General features: G+C 63.7%; 21 protein-coding genes. 14 read left to right on the top strand and 7 right to left on the bottom strand.

The window, feature by feature from the left end:
* Nucleotides 1-71: 71 nt before the first annotated feature.
* The 12 genes from VL52_RS24130 to VL52_RS23465 all read left to right on the top strand — a co-directional run bounded on the left by VL52_RS24130 (nucleotide 72) and on the right by VL52_RS23465 (nucleotide 13443).
* Nucleotides 72-2183, top strand: a complete 2112-nt coding sequence (locus tag VL52_RS24130; protein ID WP_082113794.1) for an NlpC/P60 family protein — start codon at nucleotides 72-74, stop codon at nucleotides 2181-2183.
* Nucleotides 2183-3487 carry a DNA circularization protein gene (locus VL52_RS16215; protein WP_046158001.1) on the top strand — a complete coding sequence of 435 codons (1305 nt, stop codon included), beginning with the start codon at nucleotides 2183-2185 and terminating at the stop codon, nucleotides 3485-3487. The genes VL52_RS24130 and VL52_RS16215 overlap by 1 nt, the downstream gene beginning before the upstream one ends.
* The gene (locus VL52_RS16210) at nucleotides 3471-4517 is read left to right on the top strand and encodes a phage baseplate assembly protein (RefSeq protein ID WP_046158000.1); all 1047 of its coding nucleotides are present in this window, start codon (nucleotides 3471-3473) and stop codon (nucleotides 4515-4517) included. The genes VL52_RS16215 and VL52_RS16210 overlap by 17 nt, the downstream gene beginning before the upstream one ends.
* Before the next feature lie 10 nt (nucleotides 4518-4527).
* Nucleotides 4528-5157 carry a phage baseplate assembly protein V gene (locus tag VL52_RS16205; protein ID WP_046157999.1) on the top strand — a complete coding sequence of 210 codons (630 nt, stop codon included), beginning with the start codon at nucleotides 4528-4530 and terminating at the stop codon, nucleotides 5155-5157.
* An 80-nt stretch (nucleotides 5158-5237) separates the two neighbouring features.
* On the top strand, nucleotides 5238-5588 hold the full coding sequence (locus VL52_RS16200; protein WP_046157998.1) for a phage GP46 family protein: 351 nt from the start codon (nucleotides 5238-5240) through the stop codon (nucleotides 5586-5588).
* The gene (locus tag VL52_RS16195) at nucleotides 5588-6676 is read left to right on the top strand and encodes a baseplate J/gp47 family protein (protein WP_046157997.1); all 1089 of its coding nucleotides are present in this window, start codon (nucleotides 5588-5590) and stop codon (nucleotides 6674-6676) included. Before VL52_RS16200 ends, VL52_RS16195 begins: the two co-directional genes overlap by 1 nt.
* A complete protein-coding gene (locus tag VL52_RS16190; RefSeq protein ID WP_046157996.1) occupies nucleotides 6673-7251 on the top strand; it encodes a YmfQ family protein in 579 nt (192 codons plus the stop codon). The genes VL52_RS16195 and VL52_RS16190 overlap by 4 nt, the downstream gene beginning before the upstream one ends.
* A 94-nt stretch (nucleotides 7252-7345) precedes the next feature.
* The gene (locus tag VL52_RS25445; protein WP_052729356.1) at nucleotides 7346-9121 is read left to right on the top strand and encodes a tail fiber protein; all 1776 of its coding nucleotides are present in this window, start codon (nucleotides 7346-7348) and stop codon (nucleotides 9119-9121) included.
* A gap of 10 nt (nucleotides 9122-9131) precedes the next feature.
* Nucleotides 9132-9707 (top strand): tail fiber assembly protein, encoded by a 576-nt coding sequence (locus tag VL52_RS23475; RefSeq protein WP_052729355.1) that lies wholly within the window; start codon nucleotides 9132-9134, stop codon nucleotides 9705-9707.
* Between the two features lie 183 nt (nucleotides 9708-9890).
* Entirely contained in the window at nucleotides 9891-11408 is a 1518-nt protein-coding gene (locus VL52_RS25595) for a glycine-rich domain-containing protein (RefSeq protein ID WP_052729354.1), read from the top strand.
* An 8-nt stretch (nucleotides 11409-11416) separates the two neighbouring features.
* Nucleotides 11417-11821 (top strand): hypothetical protein, encoded by a 405-nt coding sequence (locus tag VL52_RS24715; protein WP_046157995.1) that lies wholly within the window; start codon nucleotides 11417-11419, stop codon nucleotides 11819-11821.
* A 290-nt stretch (nucleotides 11822-12111) separates the two neighbouring features.
* Complete coding sequence (locus VL52_RS23465; RefSeq protein ID WP_052729353.1) at nucleotides 12112-13443, top strand: phage tail protein; 1332 nt, start codon at nucleotides 12112-12114, stop codon at nucleotides 13441-13443.
* 58 nt (nucleotides 13444-13501) lie between these two features.
* Here the strand turns inward: VL52_RS23465 and VL52_RS16155 are convergent, their stop codons facing one another.
* Genes VL52_RS16155 through VL52_RS16145 form a run of 3 tightly spaced genes read right to left on the bottom strand, consistent with a single transcriptional unit; the run spans nucleotide 13502 to nucleotide 15470 of the window.
* On the bottom strand, nucleotides 13502-14389 hold the full coding sequence (locus VL52_RS16155) for a DMT family transporter (protein ID WP_046158032.1): 888 nt from the start codon (nucleotides 14387-14389) through the stop codon (nucleotides 13502-13504).
* Nucleotides 14389-15033 (bottom strand): alanyl-tRNA editing protein, encoded by a 645-nt coding sequence (locus VL52_RS16150; protein WP_046157994.1) that lies wholly within the window; start codon nucleotides 15031-15033, stop codon nucleotides 14389-14391. The genes VL52_RS16155 and VL52_RS16150 overlap by 1 nt, the downstream gene beginning before the upstream one ends.
* Nucleotides 15030-15470: a GNAT family N-acetyltransferase gene (locus VL52_RS16145; RefSeq protein WP_046157993.1), complete on the bottom strand. Its 441-nt coding sequence runs from the start codon at nucleotides 15468-15470 to the stop codon at nucleotides 15030-15032. Before VL52_RS16145 ends, VL52_RS16150 begins: the two co-directional genes overlap by 4 nt.
* A 175-nt stretch (nucleotides 15471-15645) precedes the next feature.
* Here VL52_RS16145 and VL52_RS16140 point away from each other — a divergent pair, with 175 nt between their 5' ends.
* Together VL52_RS16140 and VL52_RS16135 are read left to right on the top strand one after the other, a co-directional pair.
* Nucleotides 15646-15954 (top strand): superinfection immunity protein, encoded by a 309-nt coding sequence (locus tag VL52_RS16140; RefSeq protein WP_144410300.1) that lies wholly within the window; start codon nucleotides 15646-15648, stop codon nucleotides 15952-15954.
* A 58-nt stretch (nucleotides 15955-16012) separates the two neighbouring features.
* On the top strand, nucleotides 16013-17206 hold the full coding sequence (locus VL52_RS16135) for an amino acid aminotransferase (protein ID WP_046157991.1): 1194 nt from the start codon (nucleotides 16013-16015) through the stop codon (nucleotides 17204-17206).
* 83 nt (nucleotides 17207-17289) lie between these two features.
* Here the strand turns inward: VL52_RS16135 and VL52_RS16130 are convergent, their stop codons facing one another.
* From VL52_RS16130 to VL52_RS24710, 4 genes are all read right to left on the bottom strand, one after another.
* Complete coding sequence (locus tag VL52_RS16130) at nucleotides 17290-18276, bottom strand: questin oxidase family protein (protein WP_046157990.1); 987 nt, start codon at nucleotides 18274-18276, stop codon at nucleotides 17290-17292.
* Between the two features lie 189 nt (nucleotides 18277-18465).
* Nucleotides 18466-19011 carry a GNAT family N-acetyltransferase gene (locus VL52_RS16125; protein WP_052729351.1) on the bottom strand — a complete coding sequence of 182 codons (546 nt, stop codon included), beginning with the start codon at nucleotides 19009-19011 and terminating at the stop codon, nucleotides 18466-18468.
* Nucleotides 19012-19183: 172 nt separating this feature from the next.
* Nucleotides 19184-19693, bottom strand: a complete 510-nt coding sequence (locus VL52_RS16120; RefSeq protein ID WP_046157989.1) for an REP-associated tyrosine transposase — start codon at nucleotides 19691-19693, stop codon at nucleotides 19184-19186.
* A gap of 482 nt (nucleotides 19694-20175) precedes the next feature.
* The gene (locus tag VL52_RS24710) at nucleotides 20176-20610 is read right to left on the bottom strand and encodes a hypothetical protein (protein ID WP_144410299.1); all 435 of its coding nucleotides are present in this window, start codon (nucleotides 20608-20610) and stop codon (nucleotides 20176-20178) included.
* Nucleotides 20611-20822 lie beyond the last annotated feature (212 nt).

The following is a 20822-nucleotide window of genomic DNA, read 5'->3' as shown; positions in this document are numbered from 1 at the left end:
CACTTTTAGAGAGCTGCCTGCAGCATGGCAGGCAGCTCTTTTCTTATATCTCCCTCAAGAGGATATCGCTCATGGCAAGTAGGAAAAAAGCAAGACCACGTGCACAGCCTCGTGGTCATGTATTTGATTATGTTGATCATGCATTAAAATTTCAAAGCGAAGAAAAAATTAATGGTTTGAGCGGCCCAGAGACCAAAGCATATGCATCTGCAATCATGCAAAGGGAGAGCGGAGGGGTTCTTAATCAACACAATAAAAAGGGATACTTTGGCCAATATCAATTTGGTGCTGATGCTTTAGTAGAAACTGGATTAGTTGATCGAAAGAAATATGAAAACACAATAAAAGAATTAAAGAAGAACCATAAGGGCGAGGAATGGAAGAGCATATGGTACAAAGAAGGAGACAGTCTGCAAGAGAAATTTCTACGCGATAAGTCGAACTGGAAGATTGATGGTGGATTAGATACCTTTCTTTCAGACAAAACATTACAAGATAAAAAATTTGTTGAATATACCAACAAACAGATTCAGCAAGGCATTCATTTCAAAGCAATTAGTGGGCAAGAGCCATCAGACACAATAGCAGCATATGCGGCAGCGGCACATTTAACGGGTGCAGGAGGAGCCAATAAGCTATTCAAAAATAATGTCGCCACTCGAGATGCCAACGGAACATCATCGGAAAAATATGCGCAAATAGCTCAGAAGGCTATTAAAGAACTAGCCCCTAAGATTGCAGAAAAAAAAACCACTCCAGGAAAAGATCAGGGTATACCTCTAGGAAAAGGCCCTCAAAAGAAGAGTAATCAAAAGCAAAGCTCACTCCTAGAAACCATGGAAGAGGAAATTAAAAATCAGTTAGCTAGAGTTGCTGATATCACTCAATTAACTGGTAAAAACACAGACATCACCCCATCCAATAACAACAATCATCAGGGTGAGAAGATAATACAAGCAGCTAAATCTTACTTCAAACCAGGGAAATTTGAGTACGGCCGGCCAGATGGCAGAAGCAAAAACAAATCACGAGATGGCAAAACTGACACAAGCCGACTGGAAAAAGATGCCGATGGTGATGGGCTGAAAGGCGTAGACTGCTCAGCACTTGTTTGGCGTGCATTGAAAGAAAGCGGAGTCCCCCTTGCCGGACTCCCTTCACAGGCTGGATTCACAACTAGCAGCTTATTTAATGGAAGTACCGTTACAGAACTCGCCAAAAAGAACTTTACTCCTATTTCGAAAGATAAAGCCCTTGAACCAGGCGCAATGAAGCCTGGCGACCTAATGATGTTCAGTGGTAAGGGTGGGCAGCACATAGCTATTTTTGAAGGCTATGACAAAGATGGAAAAGCGAAATTCTTTGGCTCTCAAACTAGCACAGGGCCTGCTTCGACCTATTTGCAGAGCTGGGAATGGAAAAAAAGATTCAAAGGTGCCTTACGATTAAAAAGCAATGGCAATCAAGAGAAAGTCAATGCAATTGAGGGGAAAGCATCGGAAGCAGCCAATACGGTCATACCCAACAAGGTAGCCCCGACTACTCCCCATAATAAAAAAACGAGCCAAACCAGTTCCCAACAACAAGCAGATGCCAATGCTGTGGCTGAAAAGGCGAAAGCCAAACAGCACGCCGACGCCGAAGCTGCGAAGCAGAAAACGGCCGAGCAGGCGAAAGCCAAGCAGCGCGCCGACGCCGAAGCTGTGAAACAGAAAGCCGCTGAGCAGGCGAAAGCCAAGCAGCGCGCCGACGCCGAAGCTGTGAAACAGAAAGCCGCTGAGCAGGCGAAAGCCAGGCAGCGCGCCGACGCCGAAGCTGTGAAGCAGAAAGCGGTCGAGCAGGCGAAAGCCAAGCAGCACGTCGACGTAGAAGCTGTGAAGCAGGAAAAAACTGAGCAAGCTCAGACCAAAATCGAAGCTGCAGGAAAGAAAGAACCCGCTCAGCCCAAACAGCAAGCCGCGGCGAAGCCGGCTCAAAAGCAGTCCGCTCAAGCTAAGCCCGCCCAGCAAGCTGGTCCCGTCAATCTGGATGCCCAGCTAGCCCAGCTCGCCGTCCTGATCGGCCAGTTGAATGCCACGCTGGCCCCGTTGGCCAAGCCCATCCAAATCACCGTCGACGTGCAAAACGGCAACATCGTCGCCGCCGTCAACGCCGCCAACAGCCAACAACAAAGGAGGAGCTGATGTTCAGCCTCAATGTGTTCGCCGGCCTGTCCGCCGGCCCCCTGGTGGACGCCAGCTTCCGCGGCGTGCGCTTCGATTGCCTGAAGAGCGTGGACAGCGCGCAGCGCGACCAGGCGATGCACGAATACCCGTACAAGGACGGGGCCGACGTGGAAGACCTGGGCCGCAAGGCGCGCAAGGTGTCGCTGTCGGCCATGTTCTGGGGCAAGGATTACCAGCACCGGCTGCGCCAGTTCGTCGCCGCGCTGGATGCCGCCGGCCCCGGCGAGCTGGTCCATCCGGTGTTCGGCAGCATGCCGCAGGCCCAGGTGGTGGATTACCAGATCAGCCACGACGCCGACGCCACCGACTCCTGCACCGTGGAAATCAACTGGGTGGAAGCCACGCCGGGCAATCCTTTCTTCGCCGCCAAGAAGACGCTGCCGCAAGTGGAAGCCATCTCGTCGCAGGTGGACAAGCTGCGCCAGATGGCCGGCGAGGCCTTTTCCAAGGCCCAGGGCCTGGTGGCCACCGCCAAGGGCGCCCTGGCCCGCGTCGCCGCGCTGCGCCAGCAGCTGACCGCCACCGTCCGCCAGCTCGCCGCGATGGCCAACCAGGCCGTGGCCCAGGCGACCGATCTGCTCGCCTATCCGCAAGCCTTCGTCGCCCAGGCCAAGCAGCTGGTGGATGAGGCGGCCAACTGGCGCTTCGATCTGAAAGCGGAGATCGGCCCGCTGCCGGCGCTGAAAACCGCCGCCGAGATGTCGTCGGCCACGCTGGCCGACTGGAAGGCGCTGCGCCGCCGGCTGGAAGGCTTGCCGGACGCGGTGCGCCAGGGCATCACGCCGGTGTCCGCCAGCGCCTCGCTGTCGGTGTGGAGCGACGACCAGCGCCGCATCGACGCGCTGCTGCAGCTCAACGTATCCACCAAGCTCGCCTCCGCCGCCGGCGGCATCTTCGCCAGCGAATCGCAGAAACCGACGCTGACCCCACCGGCGCTGGAACAGATCGCCGGCGACGTGCGCGCCTCGCTGCAAACCACGATAGACCAGTGGCGCGCCGCGCTGCCGGCCGAGGACGCCTACAAGGTGGTGTACGGCCTGCGCGAGCTGGGCCTGCAGGTGCAGCAAGGCGCCGCCGCGCTGATCGCCGCCAAGCCGCCGCTGCTGAAACGCAAGGTGGAATCCGCCTGCAATCTGCGCCAGCTGGCCCACCTGTGGTACGGCGACAGCGAGCGCGCCGCCGAGCTGCTGCGGCTGAATCCGCAGCTGTCCCAACCCAACCATCTGACTCCGGGGACCCTGGTCTATGGCTACGCCAGCTAATCACACCGTCAGCCTGCAGATAGGCGGCCGCCAGCACGGCGACTGGACCCACTACTCGGTCGACTCCGACCTGGTCGTCGCCGCCGACGCCTGGCAGGTGTCGCTGGGCCTGCCCGGCGGGGTGTTCCCGCCCGACGTGGAACCGGGCGCGATGGTCAAGGTGCAGGTCGGTGGCGAAACGGTGCTGATGGGCCGCATCGACGACATCAGCCACAGCGTCGCCTCCGGCAGCCACCAGCTGGCGCTGTCCGGCCGCGACCTGGCCGGCATGCTGCTCGATTGCAGCGCGCCGCTGTTCACCGGCAAGGGCATGACGCTGCAGGACGTGCTGGACAACGTGGTGAAGCCGCTGGGCATCGCCAACATCCGCGTCGACGCCAAGGCCAAGGGGCAGATCGAGAAGATCAACGTCGATCCCGGCAACAGCGCCTGGGACGTGCTCACCCGCGCCGCCCAGGCCAACGGCCTGACCGCCTGGTTCGACCCGGACGGCACGCTGGTGGTGGGCGGCCCGGACTACAGCCGGCCGGCCAGCGCGCGGCTGATCCTGCGCCGCGACGGCAAGGGCAACAACGTGCTGAGCCTGGCGGAGACCCGCTCCCACGCGCAGCGCTATTCCGAGCTGACGCTGCTGGGCCAGGGCCACGGCCAATCGCTGACGCCGGGCCGCCACGCGATGACACACCACGTCTTCGATTCCGACGTCTGCTACCACAAGCCGCGCATCCAGGTGGAGCCGGACGCCGCCAGCCCGGCCGAGCTGGCCGCCCGCGCCGACAAGATGCTGGCCGACGCCCGGCTGGCCGGCTACACGCTGACCGCCACCGTGGCCGGCCACCGCGACAGCCAGGGCGCGTTGTGGACGCCGGGCCAGCGCATCGAGGTAGAAAGCGAGCCGCACGGCATCAACGGCACCTATTTCCTGATGTCCCGCACTTTCGAGGGCGGCCGCGGCCAGGGCAGCGTCACCCGGCTGACGCTGAAGGAAGACAAGTGCTGGATTCCGGTGATGCGCGCCGGCAAGCAATAAGGAGAAAAACATGTGGCATGAAGTAGACCAACGCATCCGCCGCGCCTTCAGCAATGTGCGCCAGGGCTTCCGCGCGGTGCTCACCCACGTCGACAGCGACGGCGGCGTGCAGGCGGCGCAGGCCGACGCGCTGGCCGGCGAGCGGCTGCAGGACGCCGAGCTGTTCCAGCATTACGGCTACACCTCCAACCCGCCGCCGGGCAGCATGGCCATGGTGCTGCCGCTGGGCGGCCGCACCACCCACAGCGTGGTGATCGCCACCGAGCACGGCAGCTACCGGCTGCAATCGCTGCAACCCGGCGAAGTGGCGCTGTACAGCGACGAAGGCAGCAAGATCGTGCTCAAACGCGGCAGGATCATCGCGGTGGAGTGCGACACCTTCCAGCTCGACTGCAAGACCTGGCAGGTCAATGCCAGCGAACAGGCCAGCTTCACCACGCCCAAGCTGAACGCCAGCGCGCAGTTCATCGCCCAGGGCCAGATCAGCGGCAACGGCGGCCTGGCCATCCAAGGCGGCGGCGGCGCCAAGGTCACCGGCAGCGTCAGCGCCAGCGGCGATGTGAAGGCCGGCGGCATCAGCCTGCAAGGCCACATCCACAACGGCGACTCCGGCGGCGTGACCAGCCCGCCCAAAGGCTGAGCCGGCCCCAGGCCGCGCCTCGCGCGGCCACTGACCCCCGTCCCCTGATCCTCCAACCGCCAAACCCGGAAAATAACGCCATGGACCCACTATTGGACCCCATCACCGGCGACTACGCCGGCGGCTCCACCGACACCCTCGCCAACGCCGTCTACCTGCGCCTGATGACCCCGCTGGGCGGCTGGTGGGCCGACCCGACGCTGGGCTCGCGCCTGCATGAGCTGTCCCGCAGCAAGGACAGCAGCCGCATCGACCTGTTGGCCTGCCAATACGCCGAGCAGACGCTGCAGCCGCTGCTGCAGGACGGCCGCGCCAGCCGCGTCCAGGTGTCGTCGCAGCGGCAAGGCGCCGGCCGGCTGCTCCTGAACATCGAAGTCGCCGAAACCGGCGGCCACATCCGCCATTTCCAACACCAAGTGAGGATAGCCTGATGCCTCTGTCCACTCCCGATTTCGCCAGCATCCGCGACACGCTGCTGCGCGACCTGCAAAACCTGCGCGCCGACGCCGACATCGCGCCGGACAGCGATTACTTCGTCCGCGCCAGTTCGGTGGCCAGCGCGGTGGAGGGCCTGTACCAGCACCAGAGCTGGATCGCCCGCCAGATCTTCCCCGATACCGCCGACAGCGAATACCTGGAACAACACGCCCGCCTGCGCGGCATCGTGCGCAAGCCGGCCACCGCGGCCAGCGGCACACTGCGCATCAGCGGCAATGCCGGCGCCGTCGTCACCGGCAGCCTGCAACTACGGGTGGGCGAGCAACTGTACGCCACCCCGGCCACCAACCCGGATGGCAGCCCGTATTCGGTCCGGCTGGACGACAACCAACAGGCCGAGCTGCCCATCTTCGCCAGCCAGGCAGGCGCCGCCGCCAATCAACCGGACAATCTGCCGGTGGAGCTGATGCAGGCGCCCTCCGGCGTCAAACCCAAGGCGCTGCTGCTCAGCATGCGCAACGGCGTGGACGTGGAAGACGACGCGGCCTTGCTGGATCGGCTGCTGGAACTGATCCGCCGTCCGCCGGCCGGCGGCAACAGGCACGACTACCGCCGCTGGGCGATGGAAGTGAAAGGCGTCTCCGCCGCCTACGTCTATCCGCTGCGCCGCGGCCTGGGCACCGTGGACGTGGTGATCACCGCCAACGGCGACCTACCGTCCCAGGAAATTCTCGCCAATGTGCAGAGCCACATCGAAGACCTGCGCCCGGTCACCGCCAAGAGCTGCCTGGTGCTGGCGCCGACGCCGCGCCCGGTGGACATCGACGTGGCGCTCAATCTGGGCGGCGCGAACCTGGACGCGTTCACGCCGCTGTTGCAGCAAACGCTGCAGGCCTACTTCGCCGGCCTCGCCCCGGGCGAACGGCTGGTCAAGAGCCGGATCGAAGCGCTGATCTCCGACCTGCCCGGCGTGCAGGACCGCCAGCTCAACTCGCCGGCCGGCAATGTCGATCCCGTCTCTGATCCCTCCAAAGTGGAATGGCTGCGGCTGGGCAAACTGACAGTGGGGCTGCTGAAATGACGCCGCAACCGCCCTATCAAGACCTGCTGACCCGGCTGCTGCCGCCGGTCAGCTACAACCCGAACGGGCCGCGGCTGCAAGCCGAGCTGGCCAGCGAGGGCGCGGCGCTGGACCGCGCGCAGAACTCCGCCCGCCAGCTGGCCGGCGCCGTCACCCCCTTTCAGGCAGAGGCGATGCTGCCGGAATGGGAGCGGGTATGCGGCCTGACGCCGCCGTCCGACGCCACCTACCAGCAACGCCGGCAGGCGGTGCTGGCCAAGCTGGCCGAAACCGGCGGCCTGTCCATCCCCTACTTCACTCGGCTGGCTGCCGGCATGGGCTATAAGATTCAGATCGACGAGCCGCAGCCGTTCCGCGCCGGCGTCAACCGCGCCGGCCAGCAGCTGTGGAGCGCCGACATCCCCTGGGTATGGCAGGTGACCGTGTTCGGCAGCAAGGTGCGCCCTTACCAGTTCCGCGCCGGCCAGTCGCTGGCGGGCGAACGATTGTGCGCCTTCGGCGACCCCAGGCTGGAAGAGCTGTTCAACGATCTCAAGCCGGCTCACACCTTCGTCTACTTCGCCTACCAGCCGTAACAGACGCGCGCCCCCGCGCGTTTCTCTCCGCTTCCCCCCCCCGACGCTGATTCCCATCAGCGCCCCCGTCCCATCCTTACTCCAGGAGCGCTCCATGCAAGACCCGATCAAGCCCGTTCCCACGCCGGACCAGAAATTCCACGATGGCGACCCCAGAACCGGCGAGCTGGGCACCATCGTCTCCGCCGACTGGCTGAACACCGTGCAGTCCGCCATCCAGACCACTCAGCAAGAAGTGCTGTCCGTGATCGGCAGCAACAACGGCCAGAAAGCCGACCCTGCGCGCCAGGACCAGCTAGTGCAGGCAATCAAGCAGCTGGCCTGGGGCGGCAATGCCAAGCCGACTACCCTGGCGGGCTACGGCATCGCCGATGGCCTGACCCTGCGGCCGCAGCTGGGCGACAGGGTCGACTTGAACAACATCGCCGACGACGGCCTGTATCACAATCCCGCCAACGCTTACGCCGCCAACGGCGCCAATTACCCGGCGCCGTACGCCGGCCTGCTGTTTGTCTTTGCCGATGGCGAAATGGTCTACCAACAGTATCAGTGCTACAACAACGCCGGCTGCTGGTACCGCTGCCGCTACCGCGGCAACTGGAGCCAATGGCAGAAGCTGGCCGACGCCGCCACCACGCTGGCCGGCTACGGCATCACCGATGGCGCGACCAAGGCCGAGCTGAAGGCGGCGGTGGACGGGCTGGTCAGCGGCGCGCCGGGCGCGCTGAACACGCTGCAGGAACTGGCGGCGGCGCTGGGCAACGACAACAACTTCGCCTCCACCATCACCAACAAGCTCGCCGGCAAGGCCGACAAGTCCAGCTCGCTGGCCGGCTACGGCATCAACACGCTGGAGCTGTCCACCGGTCAAACTGCGCGGGTCATTAAGACAACAGCCAACAATTACGACAATGGCATTTACAGCAACGGCACACTGGAATTGCGCTCCACCGGCACCGACTTCCCGTCGCTGGGCCTTCACCGCCCAGGCAACAGCGCGGTGGCGCTGGTCCATAAAGGCTATGGCGACGATACCCTCATGCTGAAAGAAGGATCGGGCAATGAATACCGTGTCTGGCACGGCGGCAACGATGCCTCTTTCATCAAGAGACGCCGCTATCGCATCAGCATTGACGATAAAACCTCCCTCGACGACGCCATCACCGCTTGCGAGACCGGCTTCAACTACGGCACCTCCAGCGGTGTCACCGGTCCTTACATCGCTTTCGGCGGCCTGGGAGAGGCAAACAGCAATCTCAATTACCCCTGCCAACTGACCGCCGATTACACCACCGGTTACGTGATGCGCTTTCGCACCCGCAACGATGACGCCAACCGCTGGAATCCTTGGCATACCTTGATTCATGACGGCCACTTGACCGGCCAGGTGGCGTTCTTCGCGATGGCCACCCCGCCCGATGGTTGGCTGCCGGCCAATGGCGCAGCGATCAGCCGCAGCACGTTCGCCTCTCTATTCGCCGCCATCAGCACCACCTACGGCGCCGGCGATGGCACCACCACCTTCAATCTTCCTGACCTGCGCGGAGAGTTTGTGCGCGGCTGGGATGCCAACGTGGATCAGGGCCGGGTATTTGGCTCCAAGCAGAAAGGATCGCTGGTCATTCATAACGACGACCAAGACACCTACGCGGGCGGCATCATCAACAATATGACCAACAAGGCCGTACGCGATGTCGCGGGCTATGACTTTGTGCCCGAAGTGAAGGATTACACCAGCGGGCTGGTTATCAATAACCTGACCCTGCTCAACCAGCAAACCATCAGCCAAGTCTTCGCTGGCAATCCTCAAAACTGGATGTACATGACCCGCCCCCGCAACATCGCCCTGCTCCCCTGCATCAAGTACTAAGGAAACCGCCATGCAAGACAACAAAACCGTCTACGACTACCACCCGCAAACAGGGGAGTATCAAGGTCCCATCGCAGCTACGCCCTCCCCGCTGGAGCCCGGCGTCTGGCTGCTGCCCGCCCACAGCACCGAGCAGCAGCCTCCGGCCACCGCCGAGCGCCAGACTGCCGTCTTCCGCGAGGGCGGCTGGACCGTGTCGCCAGACTGGCGCGCCGTCAAACTATGGAGCATCGACACCGCGCAACCCATCCAGGCGCGCCTGGGCGACACGCCTGAAAGCCTGCGCGCCACGTTGCTGCAGCCCTGCGAATTCCCGGCCTGGGACGGCAAGAGCTGGAGCATCAACAAGACCGCGCAGTCCGCCGCGCTGGCGCAGAAGACCAGCGCCGAGCTGAAACAGCGCCTGGCCGACGCCTACGCCGCCCGACGGCCGCTGGAAGACGCCGAATCCATCGGCATCGCCACCGCCGACGAGCTGCAAAAACTGGCCGCCTGGAAACGCTACTGCGTGGACCTGTCCCGCCTGCCGGACCTGGCGATGTGGCCGCGGCTGGTGGACGCCGACTGGCCCAAGCAACCAGGCTAAACCACTCAACCCCAGCCCCCCGAAACGGTAGCCCCGCGCTGCCGTTTTTCGCGCTTGCCGCACTGACATCCGTCCACTGAGCCGCCGCGCCCGCTTCCCGCACAATCACCGTCATTCCAGATCAGCGACATCTGTCATCGGCCCCGGCGGCCGATTTCTCTTTACCAGCGGGAGGCGCCCCACATGCAAGACCAGCTCAAACCCATCAACAGCCCGGATGGCCTGTTCCACGACGGCAACCCCTACACCGGCGAACTCGGCACCGTGGTCACCTCTGAGTGGCTGAACGGCATGCAATCGGCGGTACAGTCCGCCCAGCAAGAAGTGCTGACCCTGCTCAAGACCAGCGGCCAAAGCCCCGACCCCTCGCGCAAGGATCAGCTGCAGCAGGCAGTGCAGAACATCGCCTGGGGCGGCAACAGCAAACCCACCACGTTGGCTGGCTACGGCATCGCCATCGCCAGCCAGGCTGAGGCGGAAGCGGGCACCGACAACGTCAAGGCGATGACGCCGCTGCGCGTCGAGCAGGCGCTGAACGCCGCCGGCTTGTCTGGCTACGCCAAAAACCTCACCAGCGGCTCGCTGCAAACCGTGCGCCCCAACGGCCTCTACCACGTCGACAGCAGCCTGGTGAACGGAACCCCGGATAAAAGCAACGGCATGCTGCTGGCTAACTTCCTCAGCGACAAATGGGGCAGCCAGGTCTACTGGATGTGGGGTGGCGCCACTTACGAACAGCGGCTGGAAAACGGCAACTGGCAGCCCTGGGTCAAGCTGCTGAAAACCGGGCAGCAAAGCACGCTGGCCGATTACGGCATCACCGACGGCGCCAGCAAGAATGACCTGCAAAAAGCGATCAATGATCTGGTAGCCGGCGCACCCGGCGCACTGAACACCTTGCAGGAGCTGGCTGCGGCGCTGGGCAATGACCAGAACTTCGCCGCCACCATCACCAATCAGCTAGCCGGCAAGGCAGGCAAGGCCACTACCCTGGCCGGCTATGGCATTGCCGATGCCGCCGCCAAAAACGGCGATACAAACCAAGCATTCAATGTCGCGCCCGCCACTCAAGGCCAGCATGCGGTACAAGTGAATCAACTATTCGGCGGTTTGAGAGGCATGCAACTGTTTGCCTCCAGCGGCGCATTCACAGTGCCTCCCTGCGTAACGCGGCTATATGTGACGCTGGTCGGCGGCGGTGGTGGTGGCGCGGGCGCCATTGCCGGAGCACCGTATACGCCAGGCGGCGGCGGTGCCGGCGGCGTTCTTTTCAAGGCTCCCCTCGCCGTCACCCCGGGACAGACCATTCCGCTGACGATAGGCGCTGGCGGCGCTGGCGGGATCGGCTCCGGCAACGGCGGTACCTATGCCAACAGCACGGGGGGAACCGGCGGCACCACCACCTTCGGCAACCTGAGTATTCCCGGCGGCAACGGCGGCGCATGCCAGCCCTCCCACTCCAACGGAGGCGCACCCGGCAGCGCATCGCTGGCTGGGTATGGCGGCCCCGGTAGCGACTTGCCGAATACCCGACCCGATGGCGGCGCGGGAGGATCCAATATCTTCAGCGCCCCGTCATTTGCTGGCCATGGGCCGCAGCCCAGCGTTTTGTATGGCGGCGGCGGCGGCGGCGGCCGGGCCGCAGGTTATAACCAGAATGGCCAAATTGGCGCATCCGGCTTAGTCATCGTTGAATGGTAGGAGGAATCATGAGCAACGCGCAGCGCTATATGCTGATCGACCAGAACAGCAACGTGGTAAACGTGGTGATGTGGGACGGGAGCGACGGCTGGCAGCCCTCCAGTGGACTTCAAGCCATCGCATCGGATAACGCCGGCCCAGGCTGGACATACGCCAATGGCGTATTCACCCCTCCCGCGCCGCCTGCATCCACCGCACCGGCAACTGAGCAAGCTTGGGCGCTATACCAACTTCAAGCACAGTCGGCCCTTGCCGACTCGGACAAGACCATTCTTCGTTGCTATGAGGCCGGCGTGGCGGTTCCATCCACATGGGCAAGCTATCGCAAAGCGCTACGCAGCATCATCGGCGCAAGCGCTGGCGACTCGTCTAAACCGCTTCCCTCTCGGCCGGAGTATCCAGCCGGAACATAGGCAAGTCCAACAAACAATTGCCTAGCCCTCCGCATGAACTAGGCAAATGCGGTCCGGCGTCTTTAGCGTATCAAACAACGAAATAAATGTTGGCGTTTGGTACCGGAAAGTCACCGGGCTCCACTCTATTTTTCCCGTGCGATATCACAGGTCTCACCAACGGAATGTACTGAAATCCGTCCACTCATTTCATCGTGCTCGCTCCCGCACAATCACCGTCATTCTCAAACAACGACATCCGTCATCGGCCCTGCGGCCGATTTTTCTTTACCCAGCGGGAGGCGTTTTCCATGCAAGACCTCAAACCCATCAATAGCCCCGACAGCCTATTTCATGACGGCAATCCCGCCACTGGCGAGCTCGGCACCATCGTCGCCGCCGAATGGCTGAACAGCGTGCAATCGGCCGCGCAGGAACTGCTGACCGTGATCAAGAACAGCGGCCAGGCCCCAGACTCGACGCGTAAGGACCAGCTGCTGCAAGCCGTTCAGAGCATCGCCTGGGGCGGCAACAGCAAACCCACCACGCTGGCCGGATACGGCATCGTCGTCGCCAGCCAGGCCGAAGCCGAAGTGGGCACCGACAACGTCAAGGCGATGACGCCGCTACGCGTCGAACAGGCACTGAACGCCGCCGGCCTGTCCGGCTACGCCAAAAACATCAATAGCGGCTCGCTGCAAACCGTGCGTCCCAACGGCCTCTACCACGTCGACAGCAGCCTGGTGAATGGAACTCCGGACAAAAACAACGGCATGCTACTGGCCAACTTCCTCAATGACAAATGGGGCAGCCAGGTCTACTGGATGTGGGGCGGCGCCACTTACGAACAGCGGCTGCAAGACGGCAACTGGCAGCCCTGGGTCAAGCTGCTGAAAACCGGGCAGCAAAGCACGCTGGCCGATTACGGCATCACCGACGGCGCCAGCAAGATGGATCTGCAAAAAGCGGTCAATGATCTGGTAGCCGGCGCACCTGGCGCGCTTAACACCTTGCAAGAGCTGGCTGCCGCGCTGGGCAACGATGCCAACTATGCAGCCTCGATTACCAAGCAATTGTCGAACAAGGCCGACAAGGCCACCACGCTGGCTGGCTACGGGATTGCTGACGGCGCAACTTCGACTCAGGTCAATGCCGTCGCGCCAGCCGGCATGGTGGCCTACTTCGCGATGAAAGACGCGCCTGCCGGCTGGCTGATCGCCGACGGGCGGGCAGTTGTACGCAAGGACTACCCGGCGCTGTTCGCCGCGATTGGCGGCCTCTATGGAAATGGCGATGGCTCGACGACATTTGGATTGCCCAACCTCTGCGGCGAATTCATCCGCGGCTGGGATAATGGACGCGGCGTTGATTCCGGTCGAATACTAGGCGGATCTCAGGGTGCGACCAGCGTTGTTATCACTAGTCGCCTGGATGGTACTTATCCTGGCACAAGTTGGCATGACGGAGTTCGCCCTCATAACTTTGACAGCCGAAGCGGTGTCGCAGCCAGTAGCGGCGGCGGTGGCAATTGGGGGGGCAAGCTTGCATATGAGTCTAGCGGTGACTCAACTAGTCAAATCGGCTTAGAAGAATTCACAGTTCGCCCCCGCAACATCGCCCTGCTCGCCTGCATCAAATGCTGATGTGACCATCCGCGACGTTCCACGTGAAACCGCGCCTCCTGGCGCGGTTTCACATGGCTCAGCGCAACACCACCAGCGCGGTGCCGGCGCAGCTGACCGCCGCGCCCAGCCAGGCCAGAAGCGGCGGCGGGCGGCGCAATACCACCCACAGCATGGGCAGGATCAATACCGGGCTCAGCGCCGACAAAATGCCCACCGTCGCGACGTTGGCATGCTGCAAGGCCAGCATGATCAGCGTCATGCCCAGGCCCAGCGCCACCAGTCCGTTGAGCGCGGTCTGGCCCAGCATTCGCGGCGTGTACGGGCCGCGGCTCTTCGCCAGCTTCCAGCCGCTGAGCCACAGCAGGTAATGCGCGCCGCAGCTGACGCCCATGCGCAAGGCCGACGCGGTCACCGGCTCCAAGCCGGCCGCCATCGCCGGCTTGGCGAAGAAAGTGCCCAGCGCCTGGCACAACCCGGCGGCGAGGCCCAGCGCGACGCCGGCGGCCAGCTTGTCGTTGCGTTCCCACACATGGGCGTCCACCTCGCGCCGGCCAAAGGCCACCGCCAGCAGCACGCCGCCGAACACCAGCAGGCTGCCCAGCATCGCCCCCGCGCTCAAGCGCTCCGCCAGGAACAGCACGCCCAGCAGCACCGAAAACACCGAATGGGTGGCGAACAACAATCCGGTGCGGCGCGGCCCCAGCCGGTTCATCGACGCGAACATCACCGTGTCGCCGAGGAAAATGCCGGCCAGCCCCGACAACAGCGCCGGCCACAGGCTGGCCGCGCTGATGGAATGCCAGCCGCCGGACAGCAGGCTGACGCCGCCCAGCACCACGGTCAGCAGCGTCAGCCGCAGCCGGGTGAAGGCGAAGGGACCGAAATGGCGGGAAGGCGCGGCGCCGAGCAGTCCGCCCAGCGCCCAGCAGCCGGCGGCGCCGACCGCGGCAAGGTCATACAGCATCATTGATCCAGTAAATAGATTTCCACCCGTTCCTTGCCCTTGCCGATGTTGCGGCGCTTGAGGGCGATTTGTCCCACCTCGCCGCTGCGCTTGAGGTGGGTGCCGCCGCAGGGCACGCGGGCGAAGCCGGGCAGCTCCCAGTAGCGCCGCCCGGCCGCTTGGTCGGAAAAAGCGCTGACGATGGGCAGATCGTCGTCGATCAGCCGCTGCGCGGCGGCGGCGATATCGGCCAGCAAGGGCGTGATCGGCAGATCCAGCGCGAAGTCTATCCGCGCCTTGTCCTCGGCGATGTGGGCGCCGATCTTCTCCGCGTCTTCCATCTGTTGGCAGATCACTTCCAGCACCAGTTCGGCGGCGAAATGCAGGCGCATCAGCCGGTAGCGGCGCGGCCAGTCTATCTCCACCGCCACCGCGTCGCCGGCTTGCAGGCCGTGATCCGCGTCCAGCGTGTAGACGATGTCCACCCCCTGCTTCTCCGCCAACCGCACCGGATGGCCGGCGATGCGGCCGCTGTCGCTCTCCTGGCCGCCGGAGAAGGCGTAGAAGATGGTTTCCTCCAGCCACACCCGCTCGCCGTCCACCCGGCTGACGCGGGTGGCGAGCTCAGTCTGGTAGGGGTCATCCCAAAACTGCTTGCGCGTCACCGCCCCCCGCCTTTCACAAGGTATACGTCCTGATCCAGCCTCTCCATCATCCGCTCCGGCCGGTTCAGCGCGGTGAAGCCGTATCGCGCGTACAGGCCGTGCGCGTCGGCGGTGGCCAGCATCATCCGGCGCAGGCCGGCCAGGTCCGGATGCGCCATCGCCGCTTCCACCAGCCGCTTGCCCACACCCTGGCCCTGCCAGCCTTCCAGCACGAACACGTCGGCCAGATAGGCGAAGGTGGCGCGATCGGTGATGGCGCGGGCGAAGCCGATCAGCTGGCCGTCGTCGGCATAAGCGCCGAAGCACAGCGAATGATCCAGCGAGCGCTCGAACACCTCGCGCGGCAAGCCGCGCGCCCAGTAAGACTCGCCCGACAAATATTGGTAAATCCTCTCCCGGTCCAGCCGCGCCGGGTCGCTGTCTATCGCCACCGCCATCGCTATTTCTCGCCTTGAGAAAAGTTCCAGCGTAAACAAATGCTCGCCGCCAAACAAGCGTTTGGCATATAAACGGCAAGCAAATGGCTGATTCGGGACGATTTATGGCATTTTCCGCCAGCATCTCGCGCATCCTCCCGTTGCCAGCCGCGGCAAAAACTCGCAGGATAAGGGTTTGTCCACGCTAAGCCGCGCCATGTCCCTGCCCTTGCTGAGAAACCTGCTGTTCGCCCTGTTGCTGGCCGTCATCGCGCTGTGGTGCGCCGGCAGCTGGGGCCAGATGCCGCTGTTGACCGAGATCGCCATCTGGCTGGGCGACGCGCTGGTGATGGGCGGCGCTTACCTGCTGCCCACCGTCACCGCCGCGCTGGTGAAAAGCCCGCGGCTGAAGCTGGTGGCGCTGATCAACGTGCTGGGCGGCTGGCTGATCGTGCCGTGGATCGCGGCGATGGCGCTGGCGCTGAAACGCGACGACCTGGCCTGATTTCAAGGCGACCCGCCGGACTACAGCGCGGGCGCCCGCAAACCAAGAGGAGAAGACTGTGTTCCAACATGTAGACGCCTACGCCGGCGATCCCATCCTGTCGCTGGTGGAAGCCTTCGGCAAAGATTCCCGCGAGACCAAGGTCAATCTCAGCATCGGCCTGTATTACGACGAGGCCGGCCGCATTCCGCGCCTGAAAGCGGTGGAGCAGGCCGAGGCGCTGCTGGCCGCCCAGCCGCAGCCGCCGTGCACCTATCTGCCGATGGACGGCATGCCGGCCTACCGCAGCGCCATCCAGACGCTGCTGTTCGGCGCCGATCATCCGGCGGTGACGGGCGGCCGCATCGCCACGCTGCAGACGCTGGGCGGTTCCGGCGCGCTGAAAGTGGGCGCCGACTTCCTCAAGCGCTACTTCCCGGCGTCCGGCGTCTGGGTCAGCGACCCGACCTGGGATAATCACGTCGCCATCTTCGAAGGCGCGGGCCTGACGGTGGACCGCTATCCCTACTTCGACCCGGCCACCCGCGGCGTGGATTTCGCCGCCATGCTGGCCAAGCTGCAGACGCTGCCGGCCAAGAGCGTCGTGCTGCTGCATCCGTGTTGCCATAACCCCACCGGCGCCGACCTCACCGACGCGCAGTGGGACCAGGTGGTGGAAGTGGCCAAGGCCCGCCAGCTGATCCCGTTCCTGGACATCGCCTACCAGGGCTTCGGCGCCGGGCTGGAGGAAGACGCCTACGCCATCCGCGCGATGGCCGACGCCGGCATCGCCTTCCTGGTCAGCAACTCCTTCTCCAAGATCTTCTCGCTGTACGGCGAACGCTGCGGCGGCCTGTCCGTGGTGTGCGAAACCGCCGCCGAGGCGGCGCTGGTGTCCGGCCAGCTGAAGGCCACCGTGCGCCGCAACTACTCCAGCCCGCCGACGCACGGCGCCAAGGTGATCGCCACCGTGCTGAACAATCCGGAGCTGAAGGCGCTGTGGGTGTCCGAAGTGAACGAGATGCGCGAGCGCATCCAGGCGATGCGCGGCGTGCTGGTGCAGGTGCTGAAGGAAGCGCTGCCCGAGCGCGATTTCGGCTACCTGATGAACCAGCGCGGCATGTTCAGCTACACCGGCTTCAGCCAGGCTCAGGTGGACAAGCTGCGCGAGCAGTTCGCCGTCTATCTGGTGGGCAGCGGCCGCATGTGCGTGGCCGGCCTCAATGCCGCCAACGCGCCCTACGTGGCCCAGGCCTTCGCCCAGGTGCAGTAAGCGCCGCGTCGCCGGCCCGCATCGCGGGCCGCGCATTACGGCACAGCGGGCCCGTCGCGATGCGGCGGCCCGTCGTTTTCCATTCAGGCCGCCACCCGCTCCGGCCAGCCATGCGTCGCCACTTCGGTGGCCAACGCCAGCCAGGCGGCGTCGCCTTCCAATTCCGCCAGACGCATGCAGCTGAGCGCCAGCTTGACGCTGTGGCCGTCCCGTTGCTCCCGCGCCAGCCGGCGGATGTCGGCCAACGGCGGCAGCGGGTCCCGGCGCAGCGTCGGCAACGCCGGGCAGCCGTGGTAAATGAACGCCCCCAGCAGCGCCATCTGCATCTGCAAGACCGCGCAATCCGGCACTTCGCTCAAGCCTTGTCCGCGCGCCAGGCTCAAGCTGGCCTCCCAGGCGGTGAGCAGATGCAGGATATTGAACTGGCGCCTGGCCAGAAACAGCAGGCGGCACAGGCGGCGCTGCTCGCGCGCCCCGGCCAGCAAGCCGGGCGGCAGGCGCCACGGCAGCACAGACGCGGCCAGCGCATGTTCGATGTCGTCGGCGATCAGCCTGCCCTCCTCGCCCGGCGGAATCGGCGCGCGGTGCCAATCGCGCAGCAGCTCCGACAGGGTCAGCGGCACCGCGCTGCTGCCCGGCGACGGCAGCAGCCGCCAGTTCGCCAAGGCATAGGCTAAGGCGGCGTCAATCTCAGCCGCCACCTCGCCGCGCGCCGCGTAGGCCAGCCGGATCACGCCGTGAAACGACGCCGAAGCCGGCGCCTCCAACACCAGCCGCAGCCGTTGCGGCCAGCAGCGCTGCCAGCGCTCGCTTTCCCGCTCCCAGGCGAAACGCCGCCGCCAGGCGGCCTCGCTGGCCGCGTCGCCCAGCCAGCCGCTGGTGTCGGCGATGTCGCGGCCATCGTCCACCAGGGGTTCCAGATGCGCGCATGACGCGGCCCGCCGGCGCAGCTCGCCCTCGTCCGCGCCCAGTTCGGCCAGCGCCTGCAAAGCCATAGGCACATGATTGGACAAGCCTTGCCGGTAACTGCCGGAATAGGCCAGCAATGGCGGCAGCAACTGTCGCAGCATCCGCGTCTCCTTCGCGATCAACTCCTCTGCACTGTGCGTGGAAGCGGCGCGCAATGCCAATTGGATTTCAGGATGGCGACGATAGCAGATCGCTATCTGTACGGCACGCGCGGGCCAGGACGGAAACAGCTGGCGCGGCGACGCAAAAAAACCGGCCCCGCAAGGCCGGTTATTCGCGGAATCAACCGCTTACCACACCTCGCCCGGCCGCCAGTCGGTTTCCAGCGACGCGCTGATGTCCAGCGCCGACGGCGTATGGAACAAGCGATAGATCATCACCTCCTCCTCCGGCGTCTCCACCAGGCCTTCCCGGTCCTGGTAGGCCAACGGCCCCAGCCACAGCTCCCAACCGCGGCGGGCGTAGAAATCGGCCTCGGACGGCGACAAGGCGGCGATATCGTAGTCATCGCCGATCAAGGCCGGAATGGTGGAGAGCACCGCGCAGCCATAGCCCTTGCCCTGCCGCTCCGGCAGGGTGGCCATCGCCTCCACATAGGCGGAACGCAGCGGCGGCAGGCCTTCGGCGCGCAGTTCTCGCGGCAGCCAGGCGGCGTGGCTGACCAGCTCGCCCTCCTCGCTGACCATCAAATGAGTGGCGTCGCCCAACAACTCCATATACGGCGAAAAATCCTCTTCGTAGGCCTGAGAGCACAAGCTCAGGATGCGGTCGCGCTGCTGCGCGGTCAGATCGCGGTTGGGCACAACCGTGAAGCTGAGCGTGGACATATCGGTCATGGCGGGCTCCTATCGTCGAAAAACAAGAGCGGCTGACGCAAACGTCCGAAACCGGCGCGCCGACGCAGGCAACAGCCTGCGACGAAGGCGGCACGGCATCGGGATGTCTGGCCGGCCTCTCGAAAGAGGGCCAGGGGCACCAGTGGCTGAGACCCCGCCGCGCCGGCAGGGTTCAGCCCACCTGCCCTTCCATCCAGTCCGGCGGATACCGCCCGCCAGCCACATGGCGGTGGAAAGACGAGTACGGCCAATCCCGCACCCGCGCCGCCCAGCCGTGCCGGACCGGGCTGTAATGCAGGAAATCCAGATGGCGGGCCAGCTCCTCCGCCCCGGCCACCCGCCGCTGTTCGTAGCGCAGTTGCCAAAGCGCGTCCCGTTCTCTGGGCCGCCCGTCCGCGCGCAGATAATGCGCGCCCACCAGCCGCGTCACCCGGCGCTTGATCTCGCGCCAGCGCGCGCCGTGATCGGCGTCGCCGGCCGGCAGCGTCCAGATCGCGTGCATCCGGTCCGGCAGCAATACCCAGCCTTCGATCCGGAACGGCCGCGCCGCACGCACGGCGACGATGGCCCGCCGCAACGCGACACGGACCATCTCGTCGGTGAGCACCGCATGCTGGCGCGTGGTGGCCACTGTGAAGAAGAAGCACGCGCCCGCCACCACTCCTGGCGGAAGGGGAGACATCGCTCGCCCCTGGCAAAAGAAGCCAGAGTAGCGGAAACGGGGAGATCAGGGGACCGGCCGAAAGCCGGGGTGAGTGGCATGTCCATCGTTGCGACATTGACCCTTCGTGACAACAACCAGGCGGTTACCACTCACATACCCGCCTCTTTGAAAAAGCGAGCTCCGCCCAAAGGCGGGTCCGGGGGCTGCGCGGCCAGCCCCCTGACCACCCCAGGCCGCCCCTACCACGCGCGAAACCCCGCTAAACCGCCCGGCCAAGCGCCGCCGAACTCGCGTCGCGCTACCGTCGCGCCGCTCAAACAAGCGGCGGCTTAAAACCTGACCGGACGATTTTTGAGCGGCGCGCGCGGAAGGGGAATCAGGATACTGTCGATATACGCCTCTGCTTCTCAGGCAAAAAACGGATACACCATCCCGTCTCAATTTATCTCTTAACAGCCAACGTTAGTAACAAGCACGCCACTCAGCCATGGCACCACACCCTAGCCCTTTCGATCATTGGTGCCAGAGCACCATAACCGGTATGAGAAAGTCTCTGGATCATCAGCAGGAGAAATTTGCAGATCAAAATGGATAGCAAACATAAGCTTATTCAGTGCCTCGTCATGAGCCTTTCTTGATGGATTCGGATTGGATCGCGCAATTGCATCCTGAAACTGCCAAAGCGCCAGGAGCACTCTGTGGGAAGCAACCAAACCAATGGTATTGGCAGCTCGTGTCCAGCGCCGCTCCTCCTCAGGAGTCGAATCAGATCCTACCGTACCGCTAAGCGCATCCATAAACTCCCGATAATGCTCCAGCTTTTGTTTTTTCCACTCAGCTTCACACTCCTTTCGCTTCGTAAGAAAAAAAGTAACCGCTGCGACAACAATACTTGCTGCTGAAGAAATCACAGCAACCAAAATAGGAGCATCCATATTCAAAAGCCTCAGTGAACACGGGACTTTGCTACACCCAGTACAGCCTATCAGTCAGGAACAATGTTCCAACGCTGTAGAACCGAACCAATGCACTCTCTTCCCCATCAGCGCAAGCCGGTTCCGAGGCCATTTCCAAGGTCTTAAGCCGCCGGCTGTTCGACGTGGGGCGACGTTAGGGAAGCGCTGATCAAATCGCCATCATGCGAGGA

Origin of the sequence: Chromobacterium vaccinii, from assembly GCF_000971335.1 — a bacterium.
GTDB lineage: Bacteria > Pseudomonadota > Gammaproteobacteria > Burkholderiales > Chromobacteriaceae > Chromobacterium > Chromobacterium vaccinii.
Note: the sequence above shows the minus strand (reverse complement) of the source record. Positions and strands in the feature narration are given on the sequence as shown.

What these genes read in the sequence shown, in the direction of transcription:
- VL52_RS25445 (WP_052729356.1), top strand. Translation starts at nt 7,346, where the DNA reads ATGCAAGACCCGATCAAGCCCGTTCCCACGCCGGACCAGAAATTCCAC.
- VL52_RS24130 (WP_082113794.1), top strand. Translation starts at nt 72, where the DNA reads ATGGCAAGTAGGAAAAAAGCAAGACCACGTGCACAGCCTCGTGGTCAT.
- VL52_RS16195 (WP_046157997.1), top strand. Translation starts at nt 5,588, where the DNA reads ATGCCTCTGTCCACTCCCGATTTCGCCAGCATCCGCGACACGCTGCTG.
- VL52_RS23475 (WP_052729355.1), top strand. Translation starts at nt 9,132, where the DNA reads ATGCAAGACAACAAAACCGTCTACGACTACCACCCGCAAACAGGGGAG.
- VL52_RS23465 (WP_052729353.1), top strand. Translation starts at nt 12,112, where the DNA reads ATGCAAGACCTCAAACCCATCAATAGCCCCGACAGCCTATTTCATGAC.
- VL52_RS16120 (WP_046157989.1), bottom strand. Translation starts at nt 19,693, where the DNA reads ATGTCTCCCCTTCCGCCAGGAGTGGTGGCGGGCGCGTGCTTCTTCTTC.
- VL52_RS16145 (WP_046157993.1), bottom strand. Translation starts at nt 15,470, where the DNA reads ATGGCGGTGGCGATAGACAGCGACCCGGCGCGGCTGGACCGGGAGAGG.
- VL52_RS25595 (WP_052729354.1), top strand. Translation starts at nt 9,891, where the DNA reads ATGCAAGACCAGCTCAAACCCATCAACAGCCCGGATGGCCTGTTCCAC.
- VL52_RS16130 (WP_046157990.1), bottom strand. Translation starts at nt 18,276, where the DNA reads ATGCTGCGACAGTTGCTGCCGCCATTGCTGGCCTATTCCGGCAGTTAC.
- VL52_RS16125 (WP_052729351.1), bottom strand. Translation starts at nt 19,011, where the DNA reads ATGACCGATATGTCCACGCTCAGCTTCACGGTTGTGCCCAACCGCGAT.
- VL52_RS16190 (WP_046157996.1), top strand. Translation starts at nt 6,673, where the DNA reads ATGACGCCGCAACCGCCCTATCAAGACCTGCTGACCCGGCTGCTGCCG.
- VL52_RS24715 (WP_046157995.1), top strand. Translation starts at nt 11,417, where the DNA reads ATGAGCAACGCGCAGCGCTATATGCTGATCGACCAGAACAGCAACGTG.
- VL52_RS16215 (WP_046158001.1), top strand. Translation starts at nt 2,183, where the DNA reads ATGTTCAGCCTCAATGTGTTCGCCGGCCTGTCCGCCGGCCCCCTGGTG.
- VL52_RS16210 (WP_046158000.1), top strand. Translation starts at nt 3,471, where the DNA reads ATGGCTACGCCAGCTAATCACACCGTCAGCCTGCAGATAGGCGGCCGC.
- VL52_RS24710 (WP_144410299.1), bottom strand. Translation starts at nt 20,610, where the DNA reads ATGGATGCTCCTATTTTGGTTGCTGTGATTTCTTCAGCAGCAAGTATT.
- VL52_RS16205 (WP_046157999.1), top strand. Translation starts at nt 4,528, where the DNA reads ATGTGGCATGAAGTAGACCAACGCATCCGCCGCGCCTTCAGCAATGTG.
- VL52_RS16155 (WP_046158032.1), bottom strand. Translation starts at nt 14,389, where the DNA reads ATGCTGTATGACCTTGCCGCGGTCGGCGCCGCCGGCTGCTGGGCGCTG.
- VL52_RS16200 (WP_046157998.1), top strand. Translation starts at nt 5,238, where the DNA reads ATGGACCCACTATTGGACCCCATCACCGGCGACTACGCCGGCGGCTCC.